6 protein-coding genes are annotated in these 6,768 nt (G+C 70.5%); 3 read left to right on the top strand and 3 right to left on the bottom strand.

Translation table 11 applies throughout. The features are described from left to right. Positions 1 to 204: 204 nt before the first annotated feature. The 3 genes from ACGF12_RS13040 to ACGF12_RS13030 are packed head-to-tail and all read right to left on the bottom strand — an operon-like array spanning position 205 to position 3,433. Positions 205 to 1,281 carry a threonine aldolase family protein gene (locus ACGF12_RS13040; RefSeq protein WP_393028365.1) on the bottom strand — a complete coding sequence of 359 codons (1,077 nt, stop codon included), beginning with the start codon at positions 1,279 to 1,281 and terminating at the stop codon, positions 205 to 207. Next, on the bottom strand, positions 1,278 to 2,036 hold the full coding sequence (locus tag ACGF12_RS13035; RefSeq protein ID WP_387632233.1) for an SDR family NAD(P)-dependent oxidoreductase: 759 nt from the start codon (positions 2,034 to 2,036) through the stop codon (positions 1,278 to 1,280). The genes ACGF12_RS13040 and ACGF12_RS13035 overlap by 4 nt, the downstream gene beginning before the upstream one ends. After that, the gene (locus ACGF12_RS13030) at positions 2,033 to 3,433 is read right to left on the bottom strand and encodes a DUF6421 family protein (RefSeq protein WP_393028355.1); all 1,401 of its coding nucleotides are present in this window, start codon (positions 3,431 to 3,433) and stop codon (positions 2,033 to 2,035) included. The genes ACGF12_RS13035 and ACGF12_RS13030 overlap by 4 nt, the downstream gene beginning before the upstream one ends. Positions 3,434 to 4,041: 608 nt before the next feature. Between ACGF12_RS13030 and ACGF12_RS13025 the strand changes: the two genes are divergently transcribed. The 3 genes from ACGF12_RS13025 to ACGF12_RS13015 are packed head-to-tail and all read left to right on the top strand — an operon-like array spanning position 4,042 to position 6,583. Beyond that, positions 4,042 to 4,923, top strand: coding sequence for an ABC transporter substrate-binding protein (locus tag ACGF12_RS13025; RefSeq protein WP_393028354.1), 882 nt, complete (start codon positions 4,042 to 4,044; stop codon positions 4,921 to 4,923). Then, positions 4,920 to 5,828 carry an amino acid ABC transporter permease gene (locus ACGF12_RS13020; protein ID WP_393028353.1) on the top strand — a complete coding sequence of 303 codons (909 nt, stop codon included), beginning with the start codon at positions 4,920 to 4,922 and terminating at the stop codon, positions 5,826 to 5,828. Before ACGF12_RS13025 ends, ACGF12_RS13020 begins: the two co-directional genes overlap by 4 nt. Then, positions 5,825 to 6,583 (top strand): amino acid ABC transporter ATP-binding protein, encoded by a 759-nt coding sequence (locus ACGF12_RS13015; protein WP_393028352.1) that lies wholly within the window; start codon positions 5,825 to 5,827, stop codon positions 6,581 to 6,583. Before ACGF12_RS13020 ends, ACGF12_RS13015 begins: the two co-directional genes overlap by 4 nt. Positions 6,584 to 6,768 lie beyond the last annotated feature (185 nt).

Here is a 6,768-nt window from a genome sequence, read left to right as displayed (position 1 = left end):
CTCCGGGCGCTTCGTTCTTTCGTGTTTCCAGCTTATCAGATGTTTTCCGCTCCGTTTTCCGGAGTTTCATTCATCGGATTTGCTTTCCGCTTTGTCGCCCCGGTCTCCCGCGGCGACTCCGGAACTGTACGGGGACCGACCCGCCACATGCAAATCGCCCCGCCCTGCTGTCGCAGGACGGGACGATCCGCAGATGGAACACCGTCAGGCGCGGCCCATCTCCTCGGCGATGGCCGCCGCGAAAGCGTCGATGTCGGCCTCCGTGGTGTCGAAAGCACACATCCAGCGGACCTCACCGGTGTGCTCGTTCCAGAAGTAGAAGCGGTAACGCTTCTGCAGCCGCTCGCTCACCTCGCGCGGGAGGATCGCGAACACCGCGTTCGCCTGCACCGGGCGAACGATCTCGACACCGTCGATCTTCCGGACCGCCGCCTCCAGCCGGCTGGCCATCGCGTTGGCGTGGCCGGCGTTGCGCAGGTAGAGGTCGCCGGAGAGCAGTGCCTCGAACTGGACGGAGAGGAAGCGCATCTTCGAGGCGAGCTGCATCGAGGTCTTGCGCAGGTACTTGATGTTGCGCACCCGCTCCGGGTTGAGCACCACCACGACCTCGCCGAGCAGCAGGCCGTTCTTCGTCCCGCCGAAGGAGACCACGTCCACGCCCGCGTCCGTGGTGAAGTCGCGCATCGGCAGGCCGAGCGAGGCGGCCGCGTTGGCCAGGCGGGAGCCGTCGACGTGGACGAGCATGCCCAGCTGGTGGGCGTGCTCGGTGATCGCGCGGATCTCGTCGGCGGTGTAGAGGGTGCCGAGCTCGGTGCTCTGGGTGATGGAGACCGCGAGCGGCTGGGCGCGGTGCTCGTCACCGAAGCCCCAGGCCTGCTGGTCGAGCAGCTCGGGGGTGAGCTTGCCGTCCGGGGTGGAGACGAGGTGCAGCTTGATGCCGCCCATCTTCTCCGGGGCGCCGCCCTCGTCCACGTGGATGTGGGCGGTCTCGGCGCAGACCACGGCGCCCCAGCGCGGCAGGAGCGCCTGGAGGGCGACCACGTTGGCACCGGTGCCGTTGAAGACGGGGTATGCCTCGGCCTTGTCGCCGAAGTGGCGGCGGAACACGTCCTGCAGGTGCGCTGTGTAGTCGTCCTCGCCGTAGGCGACCTGGTGGCCGCCGTTGGCGAGGGCGATCGCGGCGAGGATCTCGGGGTGCACGCCGGCGTAGTTGTCGCTGGCGAAGCCTCGGACGGCGGGGTCGTGTCGCCGTACCGCGTCCGTACTGGTGAGCTCGGTCATCGGGCTGTCAGCCACAGGTGCTGTCCGTTCAGTTCTGCTGCGGGGCGGTCCCAGAGGTCCGCCAGGTGTCCGGCGAGGTCGGCGGTGTCGGTGAAGCCGGCGAACTTCGCCTCCGGCTTCTCGGCCCGCATCTCAGGACTGACCAACGCCTTGATCACCAGAATGGCAGCCGCCGCGGTGGGCTCGCCGTCCGGGGAGGTGGTCTCCTTCTTGAAGGAGTCGGCCATGGCGAGGGTCCAGGCCTCGGTGGCGGCCTTGGCGGCCGCGTAGGCGGCGCCGCCCGCGGTGGGCTTGTGCGCGGCCGCGGCGGAGATCATCGCGTAGCGGCCAGCCGGGCTGCGGACCAGGGCGGGCTGGAAGGCCAGCGAGGTGTGCTGGAGGGTGCGCACGACGGTGTCGTGCAGGAAGTCCCAGTCGTCCAGGCGGGTGTCGAAGAAGGTCTTGCTGCCGCGCCAGCCGCCGACCAGGTGGAACAGACCGTCCACGTGGCCGTGCTCGGCCTCCAGGTGGTCGGCCCAGTCGTGGACCTCCTGCGGGTCGAGCAGGTCGATCACCTGGCCGCTGACCTTGGCTCCGCGCACCGCGATGCGGGTGGCGTCGAGGGCGGACTCCAGACGCTGGGCGTCGATGTCCGCGCCGATCACGGTGGCGCCGCCGGCGGCCAGGCGGCGCAGCACCGCCTGGCCGGCCGGGCCGCTGGCCCCGGCGACGGCGATGACCTTGCCGGCCAGCTTGGTGTCGGGGGTGGTGGTCACGCGGCAACTCCCTGGATACCTGCGCCGGTGATGCCGGCGGTGGCGGCGATGACGCCGCCGAGCTTCTTGGACAGGGCCTCGTAGAACATGCTCAACGGGAACTCGTCCGGGAGCACGGCGTCGCACAGCGCCTTGTTGAGGGCCTTGCCGTCGATGATGTCGAGCGGCAGCGCCTCCGGGCCCTTGGCCCAGGTGGAGGCCGGGTGCGGGGTGAGGTAGCGGGAGACCAGCTGGTAGGCGGCGATCCAGTGGGCCGGCTTGGGCCGGTCGATGCCGTCGCGGTACAGGGTCTCGATCTCGCCGCAGAGCGCGTTGGTGACCTGCTGGGCGCGGTCCCAGTCGATGCTGAGGCGGTTGTCGCGCCAGCGCAGCGCGTCGTGCTTGTGCAGGTACGCGAAGAGCAGCTGGCCGCCGAGGCCGTCGTAGTTGCGCACGCGGTCGCCGCTGACCGGGAAGCGGAACAGGCGGTCGAACAGGATCGCGTACTGGACGTCGCGGGCGTGCGAGTTGCCCTCGGTCTCCAGCTTCACCGCCTCCTTGAAGGTGGTGAGGTCACAGCGGAGCTCCTCCAGGCCGTACATCCAGAACGGGCTGCGCTGCTTGATCATGAAGGGGTCGAACGGCAGGTCGCCGTGGCTGTGGGTGCGGTCGTGGACGAGGTCCCACAGGACGAAGGTCTCCTGCGCGCGCTGCTGGTCCTTGAGCAGGCCCTCGGCGTCGGCGGGGATCTCCAGGCCGAGCTGCTGGACGGCGCTGCTGGAGACGGCGCGGAAGCGGGCGGCCTCGCGGTCGCAGAAGATGCCGCCCCAGGTGAAACGTTCCGGCGCCTTGCGGACGGCGACCGTCTCGGGGAAGAGGACGGCGGAGTTGGTGTCGTAACCGGCCGTGAAGTCCGTGAAGGTGATCGGCACGAACATCGGGTTGTCGAAGCGGGTGCGCTCCAGCTCGGCCAGCCAGTCGGGCCACACGACCTGCAGCAGAACGGCTTCCAGGTTGCGGTCCGGGTTGCCGTTCTGGGTGTACATCGGGAAGACGACCAGGTGCTCCAGGCCGTCCTCGCGCTGGTCGGCAGGCTGGAAGGCGAGCAGCGAGTCCAGGAAGTCAGGCTCCCGGTAGCCGGTGTCGGCCCACTTGGCGAGGTCGGCGTCGACGGCGGCCAGGTAGGCGGCGTCGTGCGGGAACTTCGGAGCGAGCTCCTCGACGGCGGCCCGGACGGTGGCCACCAGGGGGTCGACGGTGTGCCGCTGGACGGCGGACAGGTCGATCGAGCCGTCCTTGGACTGCAGCGGGCGCAGCGTCTCGACGGCCTCCTTCAGGCGCAGCCACGCCGGGTGGGCGGCGAGGGTCGAGACCGGGGCGTCGGCCGCCGCAGCGAGCCTTGGCGAAAGATTCTGCATCGTGGACTCACTTCGACAGGAGTTATTTCAACGTGGACACCATAAGTACGAAAGGTTCTCCTGTTCAAGGGGGTCAGGACAGGCAAAACTCCGGCGCACCCCCGCCGTGGCCCGAAAACCTGCGCCGGAACGCGGCTTGTCCGGCATGCGGACGGTGATCTGGATGTCCTGGACAGATGCGGCGTTCTGATGCGAACCTCCCGGCATGTTCCCGGCGGTGATCACGGTGGCCGAACGCCACGACGGCCCGTTCCGGCTGCCCTCCTGTCGGCAGACCGGCTGTTGCTGCCGCACGCGCGGCCGCTGCGGTCGTGGTCGCTGCTGTCGTTGATCCACCTGTCGACCCAGCTGGCGCCCCAGCTGTCAGCCCAGCCGCGTTGTTGACCCAGCCGCGTCGCTGATCCGGTCGCCTCATCGCCCCGGCCGCGTTGTCGACCCGGCCGCGGACACGGGCCCGTACGCCGACCATGCCGTGTGTGTCCCGGCGCCGCCACCGGGGGAAGTGACCCGCCGGGGCGCGGCACGCCCGGCCCGGCCCGCGCCGCCGCGGCCTCCCGCCTACACCCGTCCTGCCCGGTCCTGCCCCGTCCTTCCACTGGAGTGCTGTCATGACCCTCCGCAAGCCGTCCGTCGTACTGCCCCTCGCCGCCCTGGTGGTCGCCGCCGCGCTGACCGCGTGCGCGCCGCAGGACGCCAAGTCCGACGGGGCCGCCGCCTCGGGCGCGGCCGGCACCGCGGCGGGCTGCGCGCCGGGGGCGCTGGCGACGCGTACGGCCGGGAAGCTGACCCTCGGCACCGACAAGCCTGCCTACGACCCGTGGTTCTCCGAGGACAAGCCCGAGAACGGCAAGGGCTTCGAGTCGGCGGTGGCGTACGCCGTGGCGGACAAGCTGGGCTACCCGAAGGACAAGGTCAGCTGGGTGGTCGCGCCGTTCGGCAAGGCGACCGCGCCGGGCGCCAAGGACTTCGACTTCGACATCAACCAGGTGTCCATCAGCGACGAGCGCAAGCAGGCGGTGGACTTCTCCTCCGGCTACTACGACGTGCGCCAGGCCGTCATCGCGCTGAAGAACTCCAAGGCGGCGAACGCGAAGAGCATCGCGGACCTGAAGGGCGCCAAGCTGGGCGCACAGGTCGGCACCACGAGCCTGGACACCATCACCGACACCATCAAGCCGAGCAGCCAGCCGGCCGTGTTCGACTCCAACGACCTGGCGAAGGCGGCGCTGAAGAACGGTCAGGTCGAGGCGCTGGTGGTGGACCTGCCGACGGCCTTCTACATCACCGGCGCCGAGGTGCCGGAGGCTCAGGTGGTGGGGCAGTTCGAGACGGCCTCGCAGGCCGAGCAGTTCGGCCTGGTGCTGGACAAGGGCTCCGAGCTGACCGCCTGCGTGTCCCAGGCGGTGGACGCGCTGCGGGCGGACGGGACACTGGCGAAGCTGGAGAAGCAGTGGCTGTCGGACGCCGTCTCGGCACCGGTGCTCAAGTGAGCGGGGGCGCCGGGCCGGCCGGACCGGTCAGCGTCACCGAGGCCCCGGCGGAGGACGACGGGTACCGGCCGTCGGAGCGGCGGCTGGCGCACGAGGCGTACCGGCGCGGCCGGGCCCGGCGCTCGGCGCTGATCGCCACCGCCTCGACCCTGCTGACGGCGGTAGCGCTGTACCTCCTGATCGTCAACTCCCCCGGCTGGGAGGTGACTCGGCGGACCTTCTTCAATCTGGACTACGCGCGGCAGGCGCTGCCGGAGGTGCTGAAGGGGCTGCGGCTCAACCTGGAGCTGATGCTCGGCTGCGGGGCGCTGATCCTCGTGTTCGGCCTGCTGCTGGCGGTACTGCGGACGCTGCGCGGCCCGGTGTACCTGCCGGTGCGGCTGCTGGCCACCGCGTATGTGGACTTCTTCCTCGGGCTGCCGATGATCATCTGCCTGCTGGTGATGATCACCGGGGTGCCGGCGCTGCGGCTCACCGGGGTGACCACCGATCCGCTGCTGCTCGGCGGGGCCGCGCTGGTGCTGACGTACTCGGCGTACGTCTCGGAGGTGTTCCGCTCGGGCATCGAGTCGGTGCACCCGAGCCAGCGGGCGGCGGCGCGGTCGCTGGGGCTGACCAACGCCCAGGCGATGCGGTACGTCGTGCTGCCGCAGGCGGTGCGGCGGGTGGTGCCGCCGCTGCTCAACAATCTGGTCAGCCTGCAGAAGGACACCGGGCTGGTCTCGATCGGCGGCGCGATCGACGCGGTGTACGCGGCGAAGATCATTGCGGCGCACTCGTTCAACTTCACGCCGTACCTGGTGGCGGGGCTGGTGTTCATCGTGCTGACCATTCCGCTGACCCGGTTCGCCGACTGGCTGACCACCCGGATGAACCGTCGGCAGTTGCAGGGAGGTTCGGTATGAGTGGCGCCGAGGTGCTCCGGCTGGAGTCGGTGCGCAAGACCTTCGGCGACCAGGTGGTGCTGCGCGATGTGGACCTGGCCGTGCCCGAGCACTCGGTGACGGCGTTGATCGGGGCGTCCGGCTCCGGGAAGTCGACGCTGATGCGGTGTGTCAACCTGCTGGAGGGGATCGACGACGGGGCGATCTTCCTGGACGGCGAGGAGATCACCGACCCGCGCGCGGACGAGGACGCCGTGCGGCGCCGGATCGGCGTGGTGTTCCAGTCGTACAACCTGTTCCCGCACATGACGGTGCTGGAGAACATCACGCTCGCACCGCGCCGGGTGCACCGGGTCGGACGGGCGGAGGCCGAGGCGAGGGCGCTGGAGCTGCTGGACCGGCTCGGGCTGGCGGCGAAGGCCAAGGAGTACCCGGACCGGCTCTCCGGCGGACAGCAGCAACGGGTCGCCATCGTGCGGGCGCTGGCGGCGGGGCCCCGGCTGCTGCTGCTCGACGAGATCACCGCGGCGCTCGACCCGGTGCTGGTCGGAGAGGTGCTGTCGGTGGTGCGGGACCTCAAGGAGCAGGGGATGACGATGGTCCTCTCCACCCATGAGATGGGCTTCGCACGGGAGGTCGCCGACCAGGTCTGCTTCCTGGACGGCGGGGTGGTGCTCGAACAGGGGCCGCCGGAGCAGGTGTTCGGCGATCCGCGGGAGGAGCGGACCCGGCAGTTCCTCAGCCGGGTGGTCGCCTCGGGGCGACTCCAGGGCTGAGCCGCCCGGCGTCCCCCGGTGGAGCGGGACGGGTCGGGTGCGGCGGAGCGGGGTGCGTGAGGAGGGCCGCACCACGGTGGGCACCACTGTGCGCCCCCGTACGCGCCCTGGTCGCACCGGGGGCGGAGCGGTGATCGTGGACGGGACGACCGTCGCTGCGGACGGGTGTCGGCGGGCGGATGACA

This window comes from Kitasatospora sp. NPDC048296 (assembly GCF_043201815.1).
In the GTDB taxonomy this organism is placed as follows: Bacteria; Actinomycetota; Actinomycetes; order Streptomycetales; family Streptomycetaceae; genus Kitasatospora.
This window is presented reverse-complemented; position numbering and strand designations above follow the sequence as displayed.

Coding starts and splice junctions, on each gene's coding strand:
- ACGF12_RS13040 (WP_393028365.1), bottom strand. CDS start 1,281: ATGACCGAGCTCACCAGTACGGACGCGGTACGGCGACACGACCCCGCC.
- ACGF12_RS13030 (WP_393028355.1), bottom strand. CDS start 3,433: ATGCAGAATCTTTCGCCAAGGCTCGCTGCGGCGGCCGACGCCCCGGTC.
- ACGF12_RS13025 (WP_393028354.1), top strand. CDS start 4,042: ATGACCCTCCGCAAGCCGTCCGTCGTACTGCCCCTCGCCGCCCTGGTG.
- ACGF12_RS13015 (WP_393028352.1), top strand. CDS start 5,825: ATGAGTGGCGCCGAGGTGCTCCGGCTGGAGTCGGTGCGCAAGACCTTC.